The sequence below is a fragment of the Vannielia litorea genome, assembly GCF_900142295.1.
Classification (GTDB): Bacteria; Pseudomonadota; Alphaproteobacteria; order Rhodobacterales; family Rhodobacteraceae; genus Vannielia; species Vannielia litorea.
Genome location: NZ_FSRL01000001.1, coordinates 523,011 through 545,952, shown reverse-complemented (window position 1 = coordinate 545,952; position 22,942 = coordinate 523,011). Strand labels below are relative to the sequence as shown.

Below are 22,942 nucleotides of genomic sequence, written 5' to 3'. Positions count from 1 at the left end.
CTGCCCCCGTGGCTTCCTCCCCCGCAAAGGAGACCGCCCCATGCCCCTCGACCTCTGGCTTGCCTTCGCCGCAGCCTCCACCGCCCTGCTGCTGATCCCGGGGCCCACCGTGCTGCTGGTGCTCTCCTACGCGCTCAGCCAGGGCCGCCGCACCGCGATGGCCTGCGCCACCGGCGTCGCCCTGGGCGACCTCCTCGCCATGACCGCCTCGCTCGCGGGGCTCGGCGCCCTGGTGGCCGCCTCGGCCACCGCCTTCACGCTCCTCAAGTGGCTCGGCGCGGCCTACCTCGCCTGGATGGGCCTCAAGCTGCTCCGCACCCCCGCCACCACGCTCGACCGCCCCGAGGCCGCCCGGGCCCGGCCCGCCACCATCTTCCGCCATGCCGCCACCGTCACCGCGCTCAACCCCAAGTCGATCGCCTTCTTCATCGCCTTCGTCCCGCAGTTCGTCACGCCCGCCGCGCCGCTCCTGCCCCAGTTCGCCATCCTGACGGCCACCTTCGTCACCCTCGCCGCGCTGAACGCGCTGGCCTACGCGCTGGCCGCCGACCGCCTGCGCGCCACCATCCGCCGCCCCGCCGTGCTGACCTGGCTCACCCGCGCCGGCGGCGGCGCGCTGCTGGCCATGGCCGCCGCAACCGCCACGCTGCGCCGCGCGTGACCGACCAGAGGCACATCCTCCTGCTGGGCGCCGACGGCTTCATCGGCCGCCACGTCGCCTATGCCGCCCGCGCGGCGGGCCACCGCGTCACCTGCATCGCCCGCCGCACCTCGGCCCTGAAGGCGCTCGGCTTCGAGACCTTCGCCGCCGACCTCACCGCCGAGAAGTGGCACAGCGCCTCCTCCTGGCGCGACCTCGCCCGCACCGCCGACGGGGTCATCAACTGCGCGGGCCTGCTCACCGGATCGCCCGCCGCCCTCGCCGCCGTCCACGAGCATGCCCCCGCCGCGCTCTACGATGCCCTGCCCCACGGCAGCTTCCTCACCCTGCTCTCGGCCACCGGCATCGACGCCGACACCCCCTTCGCCGAGGCTCGCCGCACCGGCGAGCTGACCGCCCGGCTCGCCGCCGAGACCGGCCACCACCGGCTCACCATCCTGCGCGCCGGCCTCGTGCTCGGCGACGGCGCCTATGGCGGCTCCGCCGTGCTGCGCGCCCTCTCGGCCTTTCCCTTCGTCATGCCCGTGCTCGGCTCCGGCCGGCACCAGTTCAACCCCTGCCACGCCGAGGACCTCGCCCAGCGCCTGCTCGCCGCAACCGGGGAGGCAGGCAGCCCCCGCGCCATCCCCACCGGCGGCGCCGACACCCTGACCCTGAAGCAACTCACCGCCGCCACCCGCGCCCACCTCGGGCTGCGGCCGGTGCCCGCGCTGCCCGTCCCGATGGCCCTCGCCCGGCTCATGGGCCGGCTCGGCGACGCCATGCGCGCCGGCCCCTTCTCCACCACCGCCATCGCCCAGCTCGAGCACGGCGTCCTCGCGCCCACCGCCACGCCGCTGCCCGGCGCCTCCGCCTTCCTCGCCCGGCGCCCGCCCACCCCGGCCGATCTCTGGCACGCCCGCCTCTACCTGCTCCGCCCGCTCCTGCGCCTCACGCTCGTGCTGCTCTGGCTGGTCTCCGGCCTCCTCGGCCTGCTGACGCCGCCGCAGAGCTACCTCCCCGACCTCGCCGCCACCGGCCTCTCCGAGCAGACCCTCACCACCGCCGCCCGCGCCTTCGGCGTGATCGACCTCGCGCTGGCCGCAGCGCTCTTCCGCAACTGGCGCCCGCGCCTCACCTTCTGGGCACAGATCCTCCTCGTCACCGGCTACACCGCAGGCCTCACCATGGCCGCCCCTCACCTCTGGCTCGACCCCTACGGCGCCCTGCTGAAAAACCTCCCCATCCTCGCCCTCCTGCTCACCGCCCGCGCCCTCGACACCGAGCGCTGACCCAAGCTCAAGGATCACACCCCGCCCCGACCGCCCCCTCATTTTCCTGCCACAAGTATCCCGAAGGGCGTGGGGGCTGCCCCCCCACTCCAACACCCGCAACAGGCCCCCGCATGGACCTCCACGAACTCCTCAAATGGCTCCATATCCTCTCCTCCACGGTGCTCTTCGGCACCGGGATCGGAACGGCGTTCCAGATGGTCATGGCCATGCGCACCCGCAATCCGCAAACCGTGGCCCATACCGCGCATCACGTCGTGCTGGCCGACTGGCTCTTCACCACCCCCGCCGGCATCGTCCAGCCGCTCACCGGCCTCGCGCTGATCCAGGCCCTGGGCTACAGCCTCACCGAGCCCTGGCTCGTTGTCACCTACGCCCTCTACGCGCTGGCCTTCGCCTGCTGGGCGCCGGTGGTGCACCTGCAGATCCGCATCCGCAACGCAGCCCGCACCGCCGCCGCCACAGGCGCGCCCCTGCCCGCCGCCGCCCTGCGCGCCTACCGCATCTGGTTCGCGCTCGGCTGGCCCGCCTTCGCGGCGCTCACCGGCGTCTTCTGGCTGATGGTCACAAAGCCGCAGCTCTGGTGACCCCTGTTCATCCGGGCGCCGCCCGGCTACCAATAGCCCCGACCGACCAAGGGAGAAGCCCATGCACCGCACCATCCTCGCCGCCGCCCTCTGCGCCGCCTCCACGGCTCCGGCCCTCTCGGAGGCCTACATGATGGGCACCGGCCAATGGACCTGCGAACGCGCCCGCGCCGCCTTCGTCACCGAAAACGTGACCGACCAGGGCCAGGTCGCCGGCTGGATCCTCGGCTACTGGTCCCACGCCTCCATCGACGCCCCCAAGGCGCTGCTCGACAAGATGCAGGAGGTCGGCCCGGCCAAGATCATCGACATCACCCTCGCCCAGTGCCAGGCCAGCCCCAACGCCCGCCTGTTCCAGGTCACCGAGGCGATCTTCCAGAACTCGCTGAAGGAAGAGACCGAAGGCGAAGCGCCCGCCGAGTGACCACCGAGTGACCACCGAGTGACCGCTGTGAAATCCGTCGCCGACTACATCCGCACCATCGCCGACTTCCCCCACGAAGGGATCATGTTCCGCGATGTCACCACGCTCTTCGCCGACCCGCGCGGCATGCGCCTTTGCGTCGACCAGATGCTCCACCCCTACGCCGGCGAGCCGATCGACAAGGTCGTGGGCCTCGAGGCGCGCGGCTTCATCCTCGGCGGCGCCATCGCGCACCAGCTTGGCACCGGCTTCGTGCCGATCCGCAAGAAGGGCAAGCTCCCCGGCACGGTGATCTCCGAGGCCTATACGCTGGAATACGGCGAGGCGATCATGGAGGTGCATGACGATGCGATCCAGCCGGGCGAGCGCATCCTGCTGGTCGATGACCTGCTGGCCACCGGCGGCACAGCCGAAGCCGGGATCAAGCTGGTCGAGCGGCTCGGCGGCGTCATCACCGGCTGCGCCTTCATCGTCGACCTGCCAGACCTCGGCGGCCGCAAGCGGCTCGAAGGCCTGGGCTTCGACGTGCATGCGCTGGTGGCCTACGAAGGCGCCTGAGGCCCCCCCGCATCTGCGATGAGTGGCCGAAGGCCCCGAAGAGCAGCCTCCGACACGGCTCATCCGCCCTTCGAGGCGTCCTCTCTCCCGGCGACACCCGCCGATGCCTCGCGCGCGCCCCCGCCCCTACCGCGCGGCCGCCGCCATCGCCAACCCGTCCACCACCGCCGTGAAAGCCTCCGAGCGCAGCACCTCCGCGCCCCCGCAGACCGTCCGCATCTCCGCCTCCACGAAGCCCATCAGGCTCGACCCGCCGACGAGGATCACCCGGCCCACCGCCTCCGGCGCCACGCCCGCCCGCGCCAGCAGCTCCCGCGCCGCCGCGCCCAGGGCCGCCCGCGCCTCGCCCAGCACCGCGTCCATCCGCGCCGCCGTCAGCTCCGCCGCCAGCCCCGGCTCCACCATCCCCATCCCGATCCGGCCCAGGCCCGCGTCATTCGCGGCGATCTTGCCCTTCTCCACCGCGAAGGCCAGCGCATGGCCCAGCTCGTCCTCCAGAACCCGCGCCAGCCGCCCCAGCCGCGCAGGCTCTACCGCCAGCTTCACCATCCCCGCCACCTCCCGGCGCACATCCGGCGCGTAGAGAAACGGGATCTTCTGCCAGGTCGCCAGGTCCACGAAGATCGCCGCCGGCACCGGCAGCAGCCCCGGCCCGAATTCGCGCCGCAGCTCCCCGCCCAGCCCCAGGAGCGGCATCACCTCCGCCAGGCTCACCACCCGGTCAAAGTCGGTGCCGCCCAGCCGCAGGCCGTGGCTGGCCAGGATCTCCACCTCCGCCCCGCTGCGGAACAGCGTGAAGTCGCTGGTGCCGCCGCCGATGTCCACGATCAGCCCCATCCCCTCGCTCCGGCCCATCCCCTGGCAGGCCACCGCCGCCGCCTCCGGCTCGGGCAGAAACGTCACCTCCTCGAACCCCGCCGCAAGGTAGCAGCCCCGCAGGTCCGCCTCCGCCTGCGCGTCCTTCTCCGCGTCGCCATGAAAATGCACCGGCCGCCCCGAGAGCGCCCGGGCAAAGCGCATCCCGGTAAAGCCCTCCGACCGCTCCCGCAGCTGCACCAGGAAGGCCGTGACAACCTCCGCGAGGGTGCGCCGCCTGCCCTCGATCAGCCGCTTCTCGTGAAACAGCGGCAGCCCCAGCACGCTCTTGAGAGCGCGCATGTAGCGGCCCTCCTCGCCGCCGATCAGCGCCGCGCCCGCCGCCGCGCCGATCCGCATCGCGCCGCCCCCCTCAGGGAAGAACACCGCCGTCGGCAAGGTCTCGGCCCCCGCCTCGATCGGCAACCGGCGCACCGCGCCGCCGGCAAAGACCGCCGCCGCCGAGTTCGAGGTGCCAAAGTCGATAGCCAGCCGGTCCATGATCGCGCTCCGAGGGTGCCGTGGAATGAGCGCCTCCCTCCACCCCGAGCCGGGCCGGGTGTCAACCCCCCGCGCCCGGTGCCTTAACCCCTCGCGCTATTCATTTTTGAATATGTATGGGTTGTGCATCGGATGTGCATGGGTTGTGACTGTGACATATTTGCGGTTAACGCTGCCCGTCGCCTTGACCTATTCAATTCTGAATATCGCACCGGGGTTCAGAATCCCCAATGGATCAAGGGTTTTCTTGATCGCCCGCATCATCTCGATCCGCACCGGGTCGCCCCAGCGCACCAGGTCCTCCACCTTGGCCCGCCCCAGCCCATGCTCCGCACTGAACGAGCCCTCCAGCTCCGCAAGCAGTTGATTCACAAGCTCTTTCAGGCGGTCAGAGGTGTCGGCCGGGTAGTCGCCCCGCGCCTTTCCCGCGACCGGAAACACGTTGTAATGCAGGTTCCCGTCGCCCATGTGGCCAAAGCAGTTGATCCTGAAATCCCCCGCCTTTCCAATCGCCTCCCCGGCCCGCGCGATGAACTCGGGCACCGCGCTCAAGGGCAGCGAGATGTCGTTCGACAGGATCGAGCCGACCTTCCGGTTGCCCTCCGGCAGGCTCTCCCGCATCGCCCACAACTCCGCCCGCTGCGCCTCGCTCGCGGCCACCACGCCATCGCGCACCAGCCCGGCCTCGTAGGCCTCCGCGAAGAGCGCCTCCATCAGCGCATCGGCATCCTGCCCGGCGCTACAGCCCAGCTCGATCAGCACGCACCACTCGGGGATCTCGGCAAAGGGCAGCCTCACCTGGGGCATGTGCTCGGCCAGAAACCGCGGTCCCTGCCCCGCGATCAGCTCGAAGGCCGAAAGCGCAGGCCCCGCAACGGCTTGCGCCTGACCCAGCAGGCGCAACGCCGCCTCCGGGCTCTCCACCACCAGCACCGCCGCCGCCCGGCTCTCGGGGCGTGGAAACAGCCGCAGGCTCGCGGCGGTGACCACGCCCAGCGTGCCCTCCGAGCCGATCAGCAGGTTGCGCAGGTCATAGCCGGTGTTGTCCTTGCGCAACCGTTTCAGCCCGCGCATCACGCGGCCATCGGCCAGCACCGCCTCCACGCCGAGGCACAGCTCCCGCGCATTGCCGTAGCGCAGCACGTTCACCCCGCCCGCATTGGTGCCCAGAAGCCCGCCGATCCGCGCCGAGCCCTCGCTGGCCAGCGACAGCGGAAAGAGCCGGTCATGCTCCTCCGCAACCCGCTGCACATCGGCCAGGATCGCGCCCGCCTCCACGGTCATCACGCCCTCGTCCGGCCAGATGCCCCGAACCGCCTTCATCCGCTCCAGGCTCAGGACCAGCGGCACCGGTCCCTCGGGCGCGAGCTGCCCGCCCACCAGCCCGGTGCCGCCGCCATAGGGCACCACGCCCACCCGCGCCTCCGAGGCCAGTCGCAGCACCGCCGAGACCTCCTCCACCGTCGCGGGCGCAAGAACCGCCCCGGCGCGGCCGGTTAACCTGTCTCTCGGTTCTTCGAGGTATCTCTGGGCCACCTCGCGCACCACGCCCTCGGGCAGGTTTCCGCGAAAACGGTTAACAATCTCGGGGGTCGCGTCGTTCAACATGGGGCCATTACGCACGGCCCCGCGCAAAATTCAATCGCGGGCCGAAAGCACCAAGGGTTGCAGCACCACGATGGTCGGCCGCGACGGCAGGTCGCGGAGCGTCATGGTTAACGAACTCTCCCGCCGCCGCTCGATCACGAACTCCCCGGCCATCCCTTCGAGGAACTGCTCCAGGGAATAACCCGAGAACCAGTGCATCGGCAGCACGACTGAGGAGCGCAACCTGCTGATAATGCGCTGCATCGTGGCAATATCCACGGTCATCCCGCCATCCACCGGGGCCATCACGATGTCGAGCCGCCCCAGCGCCGCATATTGCTCGGCGTTGGGCTCGTGGTGCAGGTGGCCCAGGTGCCCGATGCAGAGCCCCGCCACCTCGAAGACGAAGATCGAGTTGCCATCCTCCTCCACCCCGCCATAGCCCGAGCGGATATCGGTCGGCACGTTGCGGACGAGCATCTCGCCCAGGTCGAGGTGATGCGCCGCCGGCCCCTCGCCATCGCCCCAGCCCTGCAAGACATGAGGGATTCGCGGGTCGGGGTTCGGGGTCCAATGCGAGCCGTGGGCATGGTTCATCGTCGCCACGTCGGGCACAAAGTCCTCCGGCCCGAGATAACCGTTGTAGTCGGTCGCCACCGCCAGCCCCGCCTGCGTCTGCACCACGTAGACCGAATGATCGACATAGGTGATCCGCACCGCATCCTGCCCGACCGGGTCGGTCCAGGCGGCTTTCTGCACATACTCCAGCCCCGGCACATTCTCGACCAGCGCGATGCAATGCGACGCGCGCCGCTCCGCATCCTGGGCCAGGGCCGGTCCGGCAAGGGCAACAAGGGCAACGAGTGGTCTGAACATGGGCGGCGCCTCCTGCCGCTCACGTTACCCGCAAATCGCGGCCCCGCAGCCACCCCACGAAAAGTTTACGCGCCCGCTTCCGTCCGGCCGCGCCGGTCGCGGCGCAAATTGGCGTAAAGCACATGATTGCGCCACCGCCCGTTTATCTGAAGGTAGCTCTGCGCCACGCCTTCGTATTTGAAGCCGCATCTCTCCAGCGCCCCGCGCGAGGCCAGGTTCTCGGGCAGGCAGGCCGCCTCCAGCCGGCTCAGATCGAGCGCGGTGAAGCCATAATGCACAACCGCTTCAATGGCTTCCTTCATGAAGCCGCGCCTCTTGTGCGGCTCGCCGATCCAGTAGCCCAGCGTGCCCGACTGCGCCGGCCCCCGGCGAATGTTGTCGAGCGTGATCGCGCCCAGCAGGGTCTCGCCGTCGCGCGCAAACAGAAACAGCGGCACCGCCGATCCCCCGGCAATCGCGCGCTGCGCCCAGTAGACACGGTTTGTAAAGCTTTTTCGGGAAAGATGATCGCTGGCCCAAGTGGGCTCCCACGGGGTGAGAAACTCGCGGCTCTCCCGGCGCAGGTCGCACCAGCCGCGAAAATCGCCATGGGCGGGCGGGCGCAGCAGCATCCGCGGCGTGTCGATCCGGACTTTCCGCCGCCCTAGCAGCATCAGGCCGCCAGCCGCTCCTTCAGGCCGCTCAGGCCGGGGGCGCGCTCTGCCGGCCCGTAGAGCGCCAGCGCCGCGGGCGCGTCGGCGGCGAGGCCGGTGGCAAAGCGGCGCAGGTCGGCGAGGGTGACGGCGTCGATCTTCTCCACCGTTTCCTCCTGGGTCGGGACACGGTCCCAGATCGTCACCATCCGGGCGATGCGCTCGGCCCGGCTCGAGGCGCTCTCGAGCCCCATCAGCAGGCCCGCCTTCATCTGGTTGCGGGCGCGCTCCAGCTCGGCGTGGGTCAGGTCGTCCCCCGCGCGGCGCAGCTCGTCGATGACCACGTCGGACAGCCCGGCAATGTCATCGCCGCTGGTGCCCGCGTAGATCGTCATCAGCCCGGTGTCGCCATAGGCCCCGGCCTGGGCGTAGATCGAGTAGCACAGGCCCCGCTTCTCGCGGAGTTCCTGGAACAGGCGGGACGACATGCCGCCGCCCATCGCGCTGGCATAGATCTGCGCGGTGTAGATATCGGGGTCACGGTAGTTGGGGCTCTCCAGCCCCATGGCAAAATGCACCTGCTCCAGCGGCCGGATCTCGCGAAACTCACCGCCCACGAAGCGCGCAGGCTCCTCCACCCGGCGCGGGCGCGGGGTGAGGTGGCCGAAGGCGCGCTCGGCCAGCCGGAGAATTTCGTCATGGTCCACCGCGCCGGCGGCGGCCAGCACGAGGTGCTCGGGCCCGTAGTGCTCGGCCACGAAGCCCGCCAGATCGCCCCGGCCAAAGCGCTTGATGCCCTCGGGCTCGCCCAGGATCGTCCGCCCCATCGCCTGCCCCGGATAGGCGGCCTCCTGGAGCCAGTCGAAGATGATGTCGTCGGGCGTGTCGAGTGCCTGCCCGATCTCCTGCAGGATCACGCCCCGCTCCACCTCGATCTCGCCCAGGTCGAAGGCCGGCTCCAGCACGATGTCGGCGATCACATCCAGCGCCAGCGGCACGTCGGCGGCCAGCACACGGGCGTAATAGGCGGTCATCTCGCGCCCGGTGTAGGCGTTGATGTAGCCGCCCACGTCCTCGATTTCCTCGGCGATCTGCAAGGCCGAGCGCCGCGCGGTGCCCTTGAAGGCCATGTGCTCCAGAAAATGCGCGATCCCGTTCTGGTCAATCCGCTCGTGCCGTCCGCCGGTGTTGATCCACAGCCCCACCGACGCGCTCGCCAACCCCGGCATCGCCTCGGTGACAACGCGCATTCCATTGTGAAGCCTGTCGAATTGAACGCTCACGCAGACCGCCTTTCCCTGATGAGAGTCTCGATGGCGGCAAGGTCGTTGTCGACCCGCGTCACCCGTTCGGACCTGTCATATAGGTCGCCCATCCGCTTGGGAAGGGCGGCATGTACGCCGCAGGCCTCCTCCACGGCGGCCGGAAACTTGGCCGGATGCGCCGTGGCCAGCGTGATCACCGGGGTCGCGCCCTGGTGGTCCCGCGCCACCCGCGTGCCCACCGCCGTATGCGGGCAAATCACCTCGCCGGTTTCCTTGAACATGCGTTCAATTTCAGCCTTCGTCTCCGCCTCGCCGACCCGGCCCGAGAGGTAGTGCTCGGTCAGCGCGCCCATGGCGTTCTCGCTCACCCGGAACCTGCCGGCCTTCAGCTCCTCCATCAGCGCCGAAACCGCGGCCCCGTCGCCGCCGTAGGCAAACCACAGCGCGCGCTCGAAGTTCGAGCTCACCTCGATATCCATCGACGGCGAGATCGAGGGCTTCACCCCGGCCTTGGCATAGTCGCCGGTCGTCAGGCAGCGGTGCAGGATGTCGTTCTGGTTGGTGGCGATGATGAGCTTGTCCACCGGGAGACCCATCTGCTTGGCCAGGAAGCCCGCGAAGATATCGCCAAAATTGCCCGTGGGCACACAGTAGCTCACCTTCCGGTGCGGTGCGCCCAGGGCCACCCCGGAAGTGAAGTAGTAGACGATCTGCGCCAGCACCCGGGCAAAGTTGATCGAATTCACCCCTGCAAGGCCGACCTCGTCCCGGAAGGTGAAGTCGTTGAACATCTCTTTCAGCATGTCCTGGCAATCGTCGAAATCGCCATCGACCGCCAGCGCATGCACGTTGGCCGCCTCGGGCGTGGTCATCTGCCGCCGCTGCACCTCGCTCACCCGGCCATGCGGGAAAAGGATGAACACATCCACGTTGTCGAGCCCGGCAAAGGCCTCGATCGCCGCCGAGCCGGTGTCTCCGCTGGTGGCCCCGACGATGGTGATCTTGCGGCCGTTCCGCTTGAGCACGGTCTGGAACATCTGCCCGATGAGCTGCATGGCAAAGTCCTTGAAGGCCAGCGTCGGCCCGTGGAACAGCTCGAGCAGAAAGTGGTTGTCCGCCAGCTGCTTCAGCGGCGCCCGCGCCGGATGGCCGAAGCCCGCATAGGCCCGCCCGATCAGCGCCTCCACCTCCTCAGGCGTGCCAAGCGCATCGCCCACGAAGGGCGCGATGATCCGCGCCACCGCCTCCTCGTAGCTCACCCCCGCCAGCGCTGCGATCTCGGCTTCGCTGAGGGTCGGCACGGTCTCGGGCAGATAGAGCCCGCCGTCACGGGCCAGCCCGCTCAGCATGGCGTCTTCAAAGCTCAGAACCGGGGCCTGGCCCCTCGTGGAGATATAGCGCATCGGGTGTCCTTCAGGCGGTGCGGCGCTTGATACGCCACATCAGGAAGAGTGTCATCCCCAGCCACACCAGCGCCAGCCCGAACCAGGTGAGCGCATATTCGAGGTGGTCGTTGGGGATGCCCTCGCTGCTCACCGGCAGCGTGGCGAGGCCCGTAGGGTTGGGGGCGATCTCGCGGGCAACGATGAGCACGGGCTCGGTGCCCAGGGCCGCGGCCATCGCGGGCACATCGCGGGCAAACCAAAGGCTGCCGTCGGGCGCCGGGGTGAAGCTGTCGGTCTCGTCTGGCCAATGCAGGTTGCCGGTCACCGACACGATCTGCTCCTTCCGCGCCGCCACAGGCTCGCCCACCCGGCGATAGCCCGCGTCCACCAGGAGGCGGCGGCCATCTTTCAGGGTCAGCGTGGTCACGACCCGGTGCACCGCGCCGACCTGCTTGATGGAGGCCAGTACCGTCAGGTCGGCCACGCCCAAGGTGCCCTCCGCCTGCACGGGTAGAAAGCGGTCCACGTCAGGGTCTGGCGTTGCGGGCACGGCCACAGGGGTGGCGGTGATGCGGGCGTCGATCTCGGCCAGCATCGCATTCTTCCACTCCAGTCGCCGCAGCTGCCACGTGCCGAGGCTGACCAGCACGGCGATGCCGCAGAAGCCGAGGAGTGCCGGGAAGAGATAGCGCATGAGGTGTCCTTCAAAGCCGAACGCGGGCCGTTTCCAGCCCGCGTTCCGTATTCCGCAGGGTGGGCGATCTGCCCACCATTCGCTCAGCCGCCCCAGATGTAGACCGCGGCGAAGAGGAAGAGCCACACCACGTCGACGAAGTGCCAGTACCAGGCGGCAGCCTCGAAGCCGATGTGCTTGTCCTGGCTGAAGTGCCCGGCGCGCAGGCGCAGGTAGCAGATGAACAGGAAGATCGTGCCGATGATCACATGCGCGCCATGGAAGCCCGTCGCCATGAAGAAGTTGGCACCATAGATGTTGCCCGCAAAGCCGAAGGCTGCGTGGCTGTACTCGTAGGCCTGGAGCACGGTGAAGATCAGGCCCAGCACCACGGCGAGGATCAGCCCCTCGGCCATGGCCTTGCGGTTGTTCTCATGCACCAGCGCATGGTGCGCCCAGGTCGCGGCCATGCCCGAGCAGAGCAGGATCAGCGTGTTGATCAGCGGCAGGTGCCAGGGGTCGAAGGTCTCGATCCCTGCGGGCGGCCAGATGCCGTCCACGGCGGGGGCCAGGTCGATCTCGGGGTTCATCGGGTACATGGCGTGCTTGAAGAAGCTCCAGAACCAGGCCGCGAAGAACATCACCTCCGACATGATGAAGAGGATGAAGCCGTAGCGCAGGCCGATCCGCACCACCGGCGTATGGTCGCCGACCTTGCTTTCTTCCACCACGTCCGACCACCAGGCGAACATGACGTAGAGCACGCCGATGAAGCCCAGCAGGAACATCCAGGGCTGGTTGGTCTCCACCTGCGGAGACATCCACTGGACCGCGCCGAAGAGCATGACAAAGGCCGAAATAGCGCCGATGAAGGGCCAGATCGAGGGGTGCAGGATATGGTAGTCGTGGTTCTTTTCGTGGGCCATCTTTGGTTCCTCGGACGGTCTCTTTCTTCGGTTCAGTTGGCCTTCGGCGCCGTGTCGGGCGCGTCGGGCGAAAGCGCTGCCTGCTCTTCCGGCAGGTCGATCTCGTAGAAGGTATAGCTGAGCGTGATCGAGTTTGTGAACTTCGCATCGCGGTCGTTCACGATCTCAGGGTCGACGTAGAAGCTCACCGGCATCTGCACCCGCTCGCCGGGCTGCAGCACCTGCTCGGTGAAGCAGAAGCAGTCGATCTTGTCGAAGTAGCCCCCCGCCGAATAGGGGGCCACGTTGTAGGTGGCCTGCCCCGCAACGGGGCGGTCGGTCGGGTTGTAGGCTTCGTAGAAGGCCAGGCCCGTCTCGCCGATCTTCAGGGTCATCTTCTGCTGCATCGGCGTGAAGACCCAGGGCATGTCGCGCTCCAGGTTGGCATCGAAGCGCACGGTGATCTCGCGGTCGAGCACCACGTCGGAGCCGGCCTCGGCCACCGAGGGCGTGCCGCCGTAGCCGGTGACCTTGCAGAACCAGTTGTAGAAGGGCACAGCGGCCCAGGCCATCGCACCCATGAACACGACGACCCCGGCAGCATAGAGCGCGACGCGGGCGTTCTTCTGATCCGGAGTGGCCATCAGTTGCCCCCTTCCGAGGTGGTCATCGCCGGGCGCACGGCATGGTCGAAGCCTTCCATCGCCGCGGCCCCGCCGCGGGTCACCTTCACGAAGGTCAGGCCCAGCACGATGACGACGAGTGCCACAAGGGAAACGGCAACGCCCACGTTCCGGCCTAGCCGGCGCTGGTGCAGCTCGTGCTCGGCGCGGATCATGCCGCACCCCCGATCAGCCCCAGAGCGCGCAGGGCGGCATCCGCCAGCAACGCGCCGAAGTGGAGCGCGAGGTAGATCAGCGACAGCTTGAAAAAGCTCTTTTCCACCTTGTAGCCATCGGCCTGAGCGGTCTCGGTCGAGCGGCGCAGGATCATCCATGCGCCCCTGGCGAAGAGGGCGTTCATGACCACGGCGGTGGCGATATAGGCCGGACCGGCAATCGAGGTGAAGCCCAGCGCCAGCGCCGAGGCGGCCAGCACGAGGGTGTAGACGAAGATCTGGCGGCGCGTGGCGTCATGGCCGTGGGTCACCGTCAGCATCGGCACCTTGGCATCGGCGTAGTCCGACTTCATGAACAGGCAGAGCGCCCAGAAATGCGGCGGCGTCCAGAAGAAGATCAGGCCGAACATCAGCAGCGCCTCGAGGCTGACGGAACCCGTGGCCGCAACCCAGCCCACCATCGGCGGAAAGGCCCCCGCCGCGCCGCCGATCACGATGTTCTGCGGCGTCCAGCGCTTGAGGATCATGGTGTAGATGACGGCGTAGAAGAAGATGGTGAAAGCCAGCAGAGCGGCAGCGGCGAGGTTGGCGGCGAGCGCCAGCATCATCACGCTCAGGCCCGAGAGCGCCACTCCGAGGCCGAGCGCCTCGCCCGGCTGCACCTTTCCCGCGGGGATCGGGCGCTTCTGCGTCCGGCTCATCACGGCGTCGATATCGGCGTCCCACCACATGTTCAGCGCGCCCGAGGCCCCTGCCCCGATGGCGATGAAGAGGATGGAGGTGAAGGCGATGAACGGGTGCACAGGAACCGGCGCCACCAGCAGGCCCACCATGGCGGTGAACACCACGAGCGACATCACCCGCGGCTTCAGCAGGGCCACGTAGTCCCCGAAGCCCGGCTCTTCCGCCCGCTCATATGCGTTCACGTCGCTCAAGTCGTCTGCCTCCCTAGCGGGTCCGGTTCGCAATGCCCGCGCAGTAGCAATGGGCCGGGCGGCGCAGGGGCCGCCCCGGCGTCGATCAGTCGGCCGAAGCCACCTTCACCGCGGGGGCCACCCCGGCGAATTCCTCGGTGGCGCGCTCCAGCCAGGCGGCATAGGCCTCCTGGCTCACCACCTTGACGGTGATCGGCATGTAGGCGTGGTCCTTGCCGCAGAGCTCGGAGCACTGGCCAAAATAGACGCCTTCGCGCTCGGCCTTGAACCACAGCTCGGCGGTCCGGCCCGGCACGGCATCCTGCTTCACGCCGAAGGCGGGGATGGTCCAGGAGTGGATCACGTCGGCCCCGGTCACGCGCACCACCACGACGGTATCCACCGGGATCACCACGGCATTGTCGGTGGCCAGCAGGTACTCGTCCTCGGCATAGCCGTAGTCGGCCAGCTCGTCCTTCGCCAGCATCAGGCTGTCGAAGGCGATGCCCTCCTCGGGATATTCGTAGCCCCAGTACCACTGGTAGCCGGTCGCCTTGATGGTCAGCTCGGGCTGCGGGATTTCCTGCTGCTTGAAGAGCACCGGCAGCGAGAACGCGCCGATGAAGACGAGGATCACGATCGGGCCGAGAGTCCAGGCGATCTCCAGCGGCGTGTTGTGGGTGAAGCTGGCGGGCTTCGGGTTGGATTTCTGGTTGAACCGCAGGATGATGATCGCAAGCAGCGCCACCACGAACAGCGAGATGGCGATGATGATCACGTTCACCATGCCTTCCAGCCAGTGAATGTCACGCGCCAGCTCGGTGACGGCGGGCTGCCAGTCGATCCCCTTGGGATGCGGCTTTCCGATGGACTCGAGCCCCTCGATCCCGTCCTGGGCGTAGGCGGCAAAGCCAGCGAACAGCGCCACCAGGGCGGCATTCACGGCGGCAAGGAGCTTGAAAATCTTCATCGGCACGTCCCTTCGCTTGTCTGAAGCGCGTCTGCGGGGCGGCGTTCGCGGGGCCGCCCGTTGTTCCTTCGCGCGTCTCAAACCATATTACGTGACATCGCTCAAGCGGTTCCAGCGCGGCAATGTGGCGCGTAGGCCGTGAAAATGACCAGAGGAAACCCGATGCCCCAAAGCTTTCGCCCCTTTGAAACAAGCCTCGACGAAGCCGCAGCCCTCCGGGCGCTCCGGCAGGCGACCGATGGCGCCGAGGATGGCGAGCTGTTTCTCGAGCGCCGCGCCTCCGAGAGCCTGGTGTTCGAGGACGGCCGGGTGAAGACCGCGAGCTTCGATGCCAGCGAGGGATTCGGCCTGCGCGCGGTGAAGGGCGAGACCTCCGGTTATGCCCATTCCACCGAGCTTTCCGAAAAGGCACTGCTGCGCGCCGCCGAGACGGCCCGCCTCGCCGTGGGCGACGGTGGCGGCACCATGGCCCCCGGCCCCCAGCCCACCAACCGCAAGCTCTACGGCGATGCCGACCCGATCGAGGGCGTGGCGTTTCCGGTCAAGATAGAGACCCTGGCGGAGATAGATGCCTTCACCCGCGCGCTCGACCCCCGCGTGGTGCAGGTTTCGGCCTCGCTTTCGGCCGGTTTGCAGGAGGTGGTGATCCTCCGCCCCGATGGCACCCAGGTCGCCGACACTCGCCCGATGACCCGCCTTTATGTGTCGCTCATCGTCGAGGAGAACGGCCGCCGCGAGAGCGGCAGCCATGGCGGCGGCGGCCGGGTGGACCTCACAGGCCTGATCTCGCCCCGGATGTGGCAGCCCGCCGCCCGCGAGGCGCTGCGAATCGCACTGGTCAATCTTTCGGCAGAGCCCGCCCCGGCCGGCACGATGGACGTGGTCCTCGGCCCCGGCTGGCCCGGCATCCTGCTGCACGAGGCCGTGGGCCACGGGCTGGAGGGCGACTTCAACCGCAAGGGCAGCTCCGCCTTCGCCGGCCTCATGGGCCAGCAGGTCGCGGCCAGGGGCGTGACCGTGGTGGATGATGGTACCCTCCCCGACCGGCGCGGCTCGATCTCGGTGGATGACGAGGGCACGCCCAGCAGCAAGACCACTCTGATCGAGGACGGTGTGCTGGTGGGCTACATGCAGGACAGGCAGAACGCCCGCCTGATGGGCGTTTCCGCCACCGGCAACGGCCGGCGGCAGAGCCATGCCCACCCGCCGATGCCGCGGATGACCAACACCTACATGCTCGGAGGGTCCGAGGCGCCTGAGTCGATTCTCGCCGGGCTCGAGGACGGGCTCTATGCCGTGGGCTTCGGCGGCGGCCAGGTCGACATCACCTCCGGCAAGTTCGTGTTTTCCTGCACCGAGGCCTACCGGGTGAAAAACGGCCAAGTGGGCGCGCCGGTGAAGGGCGCGACCCTCATCGGCGACGGCGCGACATCGCTGAAAAATATCGCCGCCATCGGCAACGACATGGCGCTGGACCCCGGCATCGGCACCTGCGGCAAGGCCGGGCAATGGGTGCCGGTGGGGGTCGGCCTGCCCACCCTGCGGATCGGCGGGCTGACGGTGGGCGGGTCGGGCGGCTGAGGCCGCGCGATCAATCCTCCGACGCGATAGGCCGGGGCGAAGGCTCCGGTCTGTCCATCTCCGAGGGCTGCTTCCGTTTTGCTCGGCAGGTAAGCCTCTGAAATTCTTTCGATAATCAGGATTTGTCAGCGACTTCGCAAAAAAATCCTCATTCCCGCCCGATTTCTTCCGCTGCGTTAAGGGCCGGTTAACCAGTGCGCTCTAAAAACGGTCCTGCAAGCAGACGGAGCGACGTTGGCGTGGATTTGTTTTCTTCCCCACCCCCCCTCGCACCACCCACCTCGGAAGAAGATAAGCTGACGTGGCTTCGTCTCTTGCGCTCACGTCGGGTGGGGCCGAGTACCTTCTACCGCCTCATGCATGAATACGGCTGCGCCGAAGCCGCCCTCGCGGCCCTCCCCCGTGTCGCGGCCGAGGCCGGGGTGGCCGATTACCAGCCCTTCCCCCGTGATCTGGCGGCCCGTGAACTCGCCGCCGGCAAGCGGTGCGGGGCCCGCCTTCTCGCCTTTGGCGAACGCCACTACCCTGCCGTCCTGCGCGCCATCTCCGATGCCCCGCCCCTGCTCTGGGCGCGCGGCGACCTGACCCTCGCCAACCGCCCCACCCTCGCCCTCGTCGGCGCCCGCAATGCCTCTTCGCTGGGCCGCCGCATGGCCGCCCGCCTCTCGGGCGAGCTCTCGGCGGCCGGTCACGTCATCGCCTCTGGCCTCGCCCGCGGGATCGACGCCGAAGCGCACAAGTCCGCGCTCGACGGCGGCACCATCGCCGTGGTCGCCGGCGGGGTCGATGTGACCTACCCGCAGGAAAATGCCGCGCTGATGGCCCGGATCGCCGAGGGCGGTCTGATCCTGTCGGAGGAGCCGCCGGGCCTTCAGCCGCAAGCCCGCCATTTTCCCAAGCGCAACCGCATCATCTCGGGCCTCGCCCGCGCCGTCATCGTGGTCGAGGCGGGTGCGCGCTCGGGCAGCCTGATCACCGCGCGCGGCGCACTCGACCAGGGCCGCGAGGTCATGGCGGTGCCCGGCCACCCGTTCGATGCCCGCGCCTCGGGCTGCAACCTGCTCATCCGGGATGGCGCCACGCTGATCCGCAGCGCCGAAGACGTGATCGAGGCGCTCGGCCCCGCCCCCGCCGAGATCGCCCCCGCTGTCCGGGCGGCGCCTGTCGCCCCGGCCGACCTGCCCCGCGCCCCCGAACGCCCGCAGGAGGAGACCCGCGCGCTACATGCCCGCATCCTCGGGCTCATCGGCCCGGCGCCCGTGGCCGAAGACCAGCTGGCGCGGGATCTGTCGCTTCCCGCCCGCCACCTTGCGGAAAACCTTACCTCGCTCGAACTCGAAGGCCGGATTGCCCGCCAGCCCGGCGGCCTCATCGTCAAGACTGCTTGATGGGCAAGGGCCAACGCGCGCCCGCGCGAGGCCCCACGCCGCCCTCTCAAGGTTCCATTGACAAGGCGCGATCCCCCCCCACATGTTGCGCGCCAATCCGAGTCACCCCCCAGCCCCGAAAGGCGCCCCATGCCAGTTGTCGTTGTCGAGTCCCCTGCCAAGGCCAAGACAATCAACAAATATCTGGGGCCCGACTACACCGTTCTCGCCTCCTACGGCCATGTCCGCGACCTGCCGCCCAAGGATGGCTCTGTCGATCCCGAGCAGGATTTCGCGATGAAATGGGAGGTGGCCTCCGACAGCAAGAAGCACGTCGCCGCCATCGCCAACGCGCTGAAGGACGACAACGCGCTCATCCTCGCAACCGACCCCGACCGCGAGGGCGAGGCGATCAGCTGGCACCTCAAGGAGGCGCTGACCGCCCGCAAGTCGATCAAGAAGGACACGCCGGTTTCCCGCGTCACCTTCAACGCGATCACCAAGGACGCGGTGACCAAGGCCATGGCCGAGCCGCGCGAGATCGACATGGAGCTGGTCGAGGCCTATCTCGCCCGTCGCGCGCTCGATTATCTCGTGGGTTTCAACCTTTCCCCGGTGCTCTGGCGCAAGCTGCCCGGTGCGCGCTCCGCGGGGCGGGTGCAATCGGTCTGCCTGCGGCTCATCGTCGAGCGCGAGATGGAAATCGAGGCTTTCCGTGCCCGCGAGTACTGGTCGGTCAAGGCCCTGCTTTCCACGCCCCGCGGCCAGAGCTACGAGGCCCGCCTCACCGTTCTGGGCGGCAAGAAGCTCGACCGCTACGACATCGAGAACGAGACCGCCGCCGAGCTGGCGGTGCAGGCGATCCGGAGCCGCGACCTGACGGTGCAGTCGGTCGAAGCCAAGCCCAACACCCGCAACCCCTCGCCCCCCTTCATGACCTCCACGCTCCAGCAGGAGGCCAGCCGCAAGTTCGGCATGGGCGCGCGGGCCTGCATGTCTACCGCCCAGCGGCTCTATGAGGCCGGTCACATCACCTACATGCGGACCGACGGCATCGACATGGCCCCCGAGGCGGTGACCGCCGCGCGCGACGCCATCGGCGCCCGCTTCGGCGCCGAGTACGTTCCGGGCGAGCCGCGGATCTACAAGAACAAGGCCAAGAACGCTCAGGAAGCCCACGAGTGCATCCGGCCCACCGACATGAGCGCCGACGCCGAGAGCCTTCGCCTCGAGCCCGACCAGCGCAAGCTCTACGACCTGATCTGGAAGCGCACCCTGGCCTCGCAGATGGCGAGCGCGAAGTTCGAGCGCACCACGGTGACGGTCGGCTCCCGCGATGGCCAGGTCGAGCTGCGCGCAACCGGCCAGGTGGTGCTCTTCGACGGCTTCCTCAAGGTCTACGAGGAGGGCCGCGACGACGAGGTGGCCGATGACGACGACCGCCGCCTGCCCCAGGTCGCCGAGGGCGAGACCGCCGGCAAGGAGAGCGTGACGCCCGAGCAGCACTTCACCCAGCCGCCGCCGCGCTACACCGAGGCCACACTGGTGAAGCGGATGGAGGAGCTGGGCATCGGCCGGCCCTCCACCTACGCCTCGATCGTCACCACGATCCAGGACCGGGAATACGTGACCAAGGACAAGGGCCGCCTCATCCCCGAGGACAAGGGCCGCCTGGTGACGGTGTTCCTCACCAACTATTTCCGCCGCTACGTCGGCTACGAGTTCACCGCCAAGCTGGAAGAGGAACTCGACGAGATCTCGGCGGGCGATGCCCGGTGGACCAGCGTGCTGGCCTCCTTCTGGCGCGACTTCAAGGCCGCGATCGAAGAGACCTCCGAGCTGCGCATCACCGAGGTGCTCGACAAGATCAACGAGGTGCTGGAGCCGCACCTGTTTCCGCCGCTGCCCGAGGGCGGCGATCCGCGGCTCTGCCCCAACTGCGGTGCCGGACGGCTGTCGATGCGCACCGCGCGCTCGGGCGGCGCCTTCATCGGCTGCTCGAACTACCCCGAATGTCGCTACACGCGCCCCTTCGGGCCGCCCGATGCCGAGGCCGAGGCCTCCGCGATCCCGCCCGAAGGCAAACTTCTGGGCGAGGACGGGGGTGACAAGATCTGGGTCATGAAGGGCCGCTTCGGCCCCTACGTTCAGCGCGGCGAGCTGACCGAAGACAACAAGAAACCCCCGCGCCAGTCGGTGCCCAAGGAGTGGAAACCCGAGGAGGTGGAACTCGGGCAGGCCGTTCGCCTGCTGCAGCTTCCGCGGCTGATCGGCCCCCACCCCGAGGATGGCGTGAACGTCTGGGCCAACATCGGGCGCTATGGTCCCTACCTGAAGCACGCCGAGAGCACCTCGGACCGGGGCGGTACGAACGCCAATCTCGAGAGCATCGAGGACGTCTGGGAGGTCGGGATGAACCGCGCCGTCCAGCTTCTGGCCGAGAAGGTCGCCTCCCGCGGCGGGCGCGGTGCGGCCAAAACCCTGCGCGAGCTGGGCGATCACCCGGAGGCGGGCGGCGTGGTGTCGATCATGGAGGGCAAGTACGGGCCCTACGTGAAGTGGGACAAGATCAACGCCACCCTGCCCAAGGGCACCGATCCCGAGCAGTTCACCATGGAGGCCGCGGTCGAGCTGATCGCCGAGAAAGCCGCCTCCAAGGGCAAGAAACGCCCGGCCAAGAAGGCTGCCGCCAAGTCCACCGCCAAGAAGGCCCCGGCAAAGAAGACGGCAGCGAAAAAGTAGGCCGCGCCACGGGATTACCGCAATCTCGCGCCTCTCCCGCCCGAAACTCTGATTAACCAAGTCTCGGACAGACAGAGAGGCGCCGGATGCTCCGCAGAATTTACGACAGCATGAACTCCATGGTGGTGATTCCCCTCTGCGGGGTGCTCTACGGCCTGGTCCGGGCCGCCGGAGCCTATACCGACAGCGTGGAGGCCGGCGCCGCGATGACAGCGCCCCAGATCCTGGGGTACACGCTGGGCGCGGTCTTCGTCTGGGGTCTGGCCGGTCTCACCGTCGCCTGGCTGCTCGAACGCCTCGAACGGCGCGGCGCGCGCAAGCAGCAGAAGACGGCCGAACCCCGGCAGCAGGGCTGATCGACCCGCGCAGGCCCCCCGCGTCCTGCCGCACTGCGGCATTTCATTGACTCCTCTCCCGCGCCGCGTGACAACGTCACGAAGTCCAGGAAGAGGAGTTCTCATGAAAAAGGTCTATGGCTCCGCGGCGGAGGCCCTCGACGGCCTCCTGTTCGACGGCATGTTCATCGCGGCGGGCGGTTTTGGCCTCTGCGGCATCCCCGAGCTTCTGATCGACGCCATCGTCGAGAGCGGCACCAAGGATCTCACGATCGCGTCCAACAATTGCGGCGTGGATGGCTTTGGCCTCGGCAAGCTGCTCGACACCAAGCAGATCAAGAAGATGCTCAGCTCCTACGTCGGCGAGAACGCCGAGTTCATGCGCCAGTATCTTTCGGGCGAGCTGGAGCTGGAGTTCAACCCGCAGGGCACCCTGGCCGAGCGCATGCGCGCCGGCGGCTGCGGCATTCCCGGCTTCTACACCGCCACTGGCGTGGGCACCGTGATTGCCGAGGGCAAGGAAGTGAAGAGCTGGGGCGGCAAGGATTACATTCTCGAAGAGGGCATCTTCGCCGATCTCTCCATCGTCAAGGCCTGGAAGGCCGACGAGACCGGCAACTGCGTGTTCCGCAAGACCGCCCGCAACTTCAACCCGCCCGCCGCGATGTGCGGCAAGACCTGCGTGCTGGAGGTCGAAGAGATCGTGCCGACCGGCTCGCTCGACCCCGATCACATCCACCTGCCCGGCATCTACGTGCATCGCATCATCCAGGGCGAGCACGAAAAGCGGATCGAACAGCGCACCACGCGCAAGAAGGAGGACGCATAATGCCCTGGGACCGCAACCAGATGGCCGCCCGCGCGGCCCAAGAGCTTGAAGACGGCTGGTACGTGAACCTCGGCATCGGCATCCCGACGCTGGTGGCCAACTACGTGGGCGACAAGGACATCACCCTGCAATCCGAGAACGGCATGCTCGGCATGGGCCCCTTCCCCTTCGAGGGCGAGGAAGACCCCGACCTCATCAACGCCGGCAAGCAAACCATCACCGAGCTGAAGCGCACCAGCTACTTCGACAGCGCCACCAGCTTCGGCATGATCCGCGGCGGCAAGATCGCGGCAGCGATCCTGGGCGCGATGGAAGTGGCCGAGAACGGCGACCTGGCCAACTGGATGATCCCCGGCAAGCTCGTGAAGGGCATGGGCGGCGCGATGGATCTCGTGGCCGGCGTCGGCCGCGTGATCGTGGTGATGGACCACACCAACAAGCACGGCGAGAGCAAGGTGCTGAAGCAATGCACCCTGCCGCTCACCGGCACCGGCGTGGTCGACCGGATCATCACCAACCTCGGCGTGCTCGACGTGGTCGAAGGCGGGTTGAAGCTGGTGGAACTGGCCGATGGCGTCACCGAAGAAGAGCTCCGTGCCGCCACCGAGGCCACCCTCGTCTGATCTTTCCGGGCGCGCTCGCGCCACGCCCGGCAGCTCCTGCGGCCGCCCCGCCCTACCAAGGCGAGGCGGCCGTCCTGGTTTTTTGCCAGCGGCACCTGTTGTTCCCATGTCTCACGTTGCGGCACTTGCACGCGAGCCCTCTTCAACTGCCCGCGCGGACCATCCATATTTTTCCCATGCACGCAAAAGGCACCACCGAAACGCTCGATCTCTTCCAGGCCGCCGCCAGCACGCCCTGCTTCGGCACGCTCGCGCCGTTGCATGCCCGGCTGGTCGAGATCACGGAGAGCCTCTGTGACCGCTTCCCGCAGAACGCCCGCTTTCCGGAAATGCGGGAAACGCTTTGCGCCGCCAAGGCCCAGCTGGCCGAGGCTGAAGAGGCCGCGCGCCTGCATGACACGCCCGCTTTCGAGGATGCCAAGGCCCGCCTTCAGGTCAGCCTGGCGGCACTTGGCCAGAACGAGCTCGACCTCGCCCGCTGGGGCATCGGCTGACACCGGCTCTTGTTGAAATCTTAGAAACAACTTCACATTATCGCCCCATTCTGTTGCTAACCGGGCGAT

General features: G+C 68.2%; 24 protein-coding genes. 12 read left to right on the top strand and 12 right to left on the bottom strand.

Going from position 1 to position 22,942, the window contains the following annotated elements:
* The first annotated feature begins 40 nt into the window (after positions 1-40).
* The 5 genes from BUR94_RS02755 (at position 41) to BUR94_RS02735 (ending at position 3,501) form a co-directional block, all read left to right on the top strand.
* Positions 41-661, top strand: coding sequence for a LysE family translocator (locus BUR94_RS02755; protein ID WP_074254736.1), 621 nt, complete (start codon positions 41-43; stop codon positions 659-661).
* Positions 658-1,932: an SDR family oxidoreductase gene (locus BUR94_RS02750; protein WP_074254735.1), complete on the top strand. Its 1,275-nt coding sequence runs from the start codon at positions 658-660 to the stop codon at positions 1,930-1,932. The genes BUR94_RS02755 and BUR94_RS02750 overlap by 4 nt, the downstream gene beginning before the upstream one ends.
* A gap of 113 nt (positions 1,933-2,045) precedes the next feature.
* Entirely contained in the window at positions 2,046-2,519 is a 474-nt protein-coding gene (locus BUR94_RS02745) for a DUF2269 family protein (protein ID WP_074254734.1), read from the top strand.
* A gap of 61 nt (positions 2,520-2,580) precedes the next feature.
* Positions 2,581-2,943 (top strand): HdeA/HdeB family chaperone, encoded by a 363-nt coding sequence (locus tag BUR94_RS02740; RefSeq protein ID WP_074254733.1) that lies wholly within the window; start codon positions 2,581-2,583, stop codon positions 2,941-2,943.
* A 27-nt stretch (positions 2,944-2,970) separates the two neighbouring features.
* Positions 2,971-3,501, top strand: coding sequence for an adenine phosphoribosyltransferase (locus BUR94_RS02735; RefSeq protein ID WP_425445243.1), 531 nt, complete (start codon positions 2,971-2,973; stop codon positions 3,499-3,501).
* A gap of 126 nt (positions 3,502-3,627) precedes the next feature.
* Here BUR94_RS02735 and BUR94_RS02730 read toward each other — a convergent pair whose 3' ends face one another.
* The 12 genes from BUR94_RS02730 to coxB form a co-directional block, all read right to left on the bottom strand.
* Complete coding sequence (locus BUR94_RS02730; protein ID WP_074254731.1) at positions 3,628-4,857, bottom strand: Hsp70 family protein; 1,230 nt, start codon at positions 4,855-4,857, stop codon at positions 3,628-3,630.
* Positions 4,858-5,046: 189 nt separating this feature from the next.
* A complete protein-coding gene (locus BUR94_RS02725; RefSeq protein ID WP_074254730.1) occupies positions 5,047-6,465 on the bottom strand; it encodes an FAD-binding oxidoreductase in 1,419 nt (472 codons plus the stop codon).
* A 30-nt stretch (positions 6,466-6,495) separates the two neighbouring features.
* Positions 6,496-7,320, bottom strand: coding sequence for an MBL fold metallo-hydrolase (locus BUR94_RS02720; protein ID WP_074254729.1), 825 nt, complete (start codon positions 7,318-7,320; stop codon positions 6,496-6,498).
* A 65-nt stretch (positions 7,321-7,385) separates the two neighbouring features.
* Entirely contained in the window at positions 7,386-7,973 is a 588-nt protein-coding gene (locus BUR94_RS02715) for a GNAT family N-acetyltransferase (protein ID WP_074254728.1), read from the bottom strand.
* Positions 7,973-9,202, bottom strand: a complete 1,230-nt coding sequence (locus tag BUR94_RS02710; RefSeq protein WP_425445230.1) for a M16 family metallopeptidase — start codon at positions 9,200-9,202, stop codon at positions 7,973-7,975. The genes BUR94_RS02715 and BUR94_RS02710 overlap by 1 nt, the downstream gene beginning before the upstream one ends.
* A gap of 29 nt (positions 9,203-9,231) precedes the next feature.
* The gene (gene thrC / locus BUR94_RS02705; protein ID WP_074254726.1) at positions 9,232-10,620 is read right to left on the bottom strand and encodes a threonine synthase; all 1,389 of its coding nucleotides are present in this window, start codon (positions 10,618-10,620) and stop codon (positions 9,232-9,234) included.
* A gap of 10 nt (positions 10,621-10,630) precedes the next feature.
* Positions 10,631-11,296, bottom strand: a complete 666-nt coding sequence (locus BUR94_RS02700) for an SURF1 family protein (RefSeq protein ID WP_074254725.1) — start codon at positions 11,294-11,296, stop codon at positions 10,631-10,633.
* 83 nt (positions 11,297-11,379) lie between these two features.
* On the bottom strand, positions 11,380-12,201 hold the full coding sequence (locus BUR94_RS02695; protein WP_074254724.1) for a cytochrome c oxidase subunit 3: 822 nt from the start codon (positions 12,199-12,201) through the stop codon (positions 11,380-11,382).
* A 32-nt stretch (positions 12,202-12,233) separates the two neighbouring features.
* Complete coding sequence (locus BUR94_RS02690; RefSeq protein ID WP_074254723.1) at positions 12,234-12,824, bottom strand: cytochrome c oxidase assembly protein; 591 nt, start codon at positions 12,822-12,824, stop codon at positions 12,234-12,236.
* Positions 12,824-13,018, bottom strand: a complete 195-nt coding sequence (locus BUR94_RS02685; protein ID WP_074254722.1) for a hypothetical protein — start codon at positions 13,016-13,018, stop codon at positions 12,824-12,826. Before BUR94_RS02685 ends, BUR94_RS02690 begins: the two co-directional genes overlap by 1 nt.
* A complete protein-coding gene (gene cyoE, locus BUR94_RS02680; protein ID WP_074254721.1) occupies positions 13,015-13,953 on the bottom strand; it encodes a heme o synthase in 939 nt (312 codons plus the stop codon). Before cyoE ends, BUR94_RS02685 begins: the two co-directional genes overlap by 4 nt.
* An 85-nt stretch (positions 13,954-14,038) precedes the next feature.
* On the bottom strand, positions 14,039-14,902 hold the full coding sequence (gene coxB / locus BUR94_RS02675) for a cytochrome c oxidase subunit II (RefSeq protein ID WP_074254720.1): 864 nt from the start codon (positions 14,900-14,902) through the stop codon (positions 14,039-14,041).
* A gap of 162 nt (positions 14,903-15,064) precedes the next feature.
* Here coxB and tldD point away from each other — a divergent pair, with 162 nt between their 5' ends.
* The 7 genes from tldD to BUR94_RS02640 all read left to right on the top strand — a co-directional run bounded on the left by tldD (position 15,065) and on the right by BUR94_RS02640 (position 22,873).
* The gene (gene tldD, locus BUR94_RS02670) at positions 15,065-16,483 is read left to right on the top strand and encodes a metalloprotease TldD (protein ID WP_074254719.1); all 1,419 of its coding nucleotides are present in this window, start codon (positions 15,065-15,067) and stop codon (positions 16,481-16,483) included.
* Between the two features lie 245 nt (positions 16,484-16,728).
* Positions 16,729-17,871 carry a DNA-processing protein DprA gene (gene dprA / locus BUR94_RS02665; protein ID WP_342745211.1) on the top strand — a complete coding sequence of 381 codons (1,143 nt, stop codon included), beginning with the start codon at positions 16,729-16,731 and terminating at the stop codon, positions 17,869-17,871.
* Positions 17,872-18,000: 129 nt separating this feature from the next.
* Positions 18,001-20,592: a type I DNA topoisomerase gene (gene topA, locus BUR94_RS02660; RefSeq protein ID WP_074254717.1), complete on the top strand. Its 2,592-nt coding sequence runs from the start codon at positions 18,001-18,003 to the stop codon at positions 20,590-20,592.
* An 86-nt stretch (positions 20,593-20,678) separates the two neighbouring features.
* Positions 20,679-20,948, top strand: a complete 270-nt coding sequence (locus tag BUR94_RS02655) for a hypothetical protein (RefSeq protein WP_074254716.1) — start codon at positions 20,679-20,681, stop codon at positions 20,946-20,948.
* A gap of 103 nt (positions 20,949-21,051) precedes the next feature.
* Positions 21,052-21,756 carry a CoA transferase subunit A gene (locus BUR94_RS02650; RefSeq protein ID WP_074254715.1) on the top strand — a complete coding sequence of 235 codons (705 nt, stop codon included), beginning with the start codon at positions 21,052-21,054 and terminating at the stop codon, positions 21,754-21,756.
* The gene (locus BUR94_RS02645; RefSeq protein WP_074254714.1) at positions 21,756-22,379 is read left to right on the top strand and encodes a CoA transferase subunit B; all 624 of its coding nucleotides are present in this window, start codon (positions 21,756-21,758) and stop codon (positions 22,377-22,379) included. The genes BUR94_RS02650 and BUR94_RS02645 overlap by 1 nt, the downstream gene beginning before the upstream one ends.
* 176 nt (positions 22,380-22,555) lie before the next feature.
* The gene (locus BUR94_RS02640; RefSeq protein ID WP_074254713.1) at positions 22,556-22,873 is read left to right on the top strand and encodes a hypothetical protein; all 318 of its coding nucleotides are present in this window, start codon (positions 22,556-22,558) and stop codon (positions 22,871-22,873) included.
* The last annotated feature ends 69 nt before the right edge of the window (positions 22,874-22,942 follow it).